We start from the raw sequence: 1,390 nt of genomic DNA, 5'->3' as shown, positions 1-1,390 counted from the left end.
GTTTTATGCTGCAGACGGGGTAGTCTCTCTTTAATTTGCTTTTAGCAAATTGAAAATCCAATTCAAAAGCAACTACCCCGTCTGTGACAGTAACCGTCACAGCCACCCCTTCAAAAAGGGGAATAAAAACCAATTGGAAGTATCATATCAAATTTGTTGGGGACACTTTATTAAATTCTGCGCTTTTCAATGATTTTTTTAGTATCTCGAGCTATCATCAACTCTTCATCTGTTTTTACTACTAAAACTTTGACTTTTGAATCCTCTGTAGAAATAATTCCTTCTTTTCTATTTAATCCATTATTTTTTTCTTCATCAATTTTAACACCAAAGATTTCTAAATAATCGCATACATCTTTTCTTACATCGTGATCGTTTTCTCCTACTCCTGCAGTAAAGACCAAGACATCTAAACCTTTTAATATTGTTACATAACTTCCTATATATTTCGCAAGTTTGTATACATAAACATCGTAAGCCAATTTTGCCTTTTTATCGCCATTTTCTATACCTTTTCTTATGTCTCTCATGTCGTTACTTATTTCACTTAATCCTAACACACCACTTTTTTTGTTGAGTAAGTTATCGACTTCATCTATACTGTATCCGTTTCTTAATAAGAATATAATTATTCCAGGATCAACATCACCGCTTCTTGTGCCCATCATTAAACCTTCTAAAGGCGTGAACCCCATAGATGTATCAACTACTTTTCCTTTATCTATTGCCGCCAATGAGGCACCATTACCTAGATGAGCAGTTATTATTTTAAGATTTTTGATATTTTCTCCTAACATTTGTGATGCCTTTTTTGAGACATATCTATGACTAGTTCCGTGAAAACCATATCTTCTAATTTTGTGTTTTTGATAAAGTTCGTAGGGTAAACCATACATATACGCTTTTTCTGGCATTGTATGATGAAAAGAAGTGTCAAAAACTGCGACTTGCGGAACTTTTGGTAATACTTTTTGGGAAGCTTTAATTCCCATGAGGTTTGGAGGATTATGTAAAGGTGCAAGATCACTGTTTTCTTCAATAGCTTTTATCACATCTTCATTTATTAAGACAGAAGAAAAGAATTTCTCTCCTCCGTGTACTACCCTGTGTCCAACAGCATCGATTTCGCTCAAATCTTTCAAACATCCAAAATCAGAATCAGTTATTAGCTTCAATGCTTCTTTTAGTGCTTCTTCATGATCTTTTATTTTTGCTACAACTTGGTATTCTTTTTCTCCATTCGTTTGCTCAATATCTGATTCGTCCTCACCGATTCTTTCTACAAGTCCTTTGATAAGACATTTCTCACTATCAATCTCTAATACTTGGTACTTTAAGGATGAGCTTCCTGAGTTAATGACTAATACTTTCATTTATAATCCTCCTCGTA

At 33.9% G+C, this 1,390-nt stretch carries 1 protein-coding gene; it reads right to left on the bottom strand.

All coding sequences use genetic code 11. The features are described 5' to 3' along the window. Positions 1 to 170 precede the first annotated feature (170 nt). Entirely contained in the window at positions 171 to 1,373 is a 1,203-nt protein-coding gene (locus PW5551_RS03610) for an acetate kinase (protein WP_113074450.1), read from the bottom strand. Between the last annotated feature and the right edge of the window lie 17 nt (positions 1,374 to 1,390).

The organism is Petrotoga sp. 9PW.55.5.1 (assembly GCF_003265365.1).
In the GTDB taxonomy this organism is placed as follows: Bacteria; Thermotogota; Thermotogae; order Petrotogales; family Petrotogaceae; genus Petrotoga.
This window is presented reverse-complemented; position numbering and strand designations above follow the sequence as displayed.

Bases quoted from the DNA above. Each gene is read 5' to 3' on its own strand.
- PW5551_RS03610 (WP_113074450.1), bottom strand. From the start codon at position 1,373: ATGAAAGTATTAGTCATTAACTCAGGAAGCTCATCCTTAAAGTACCAA.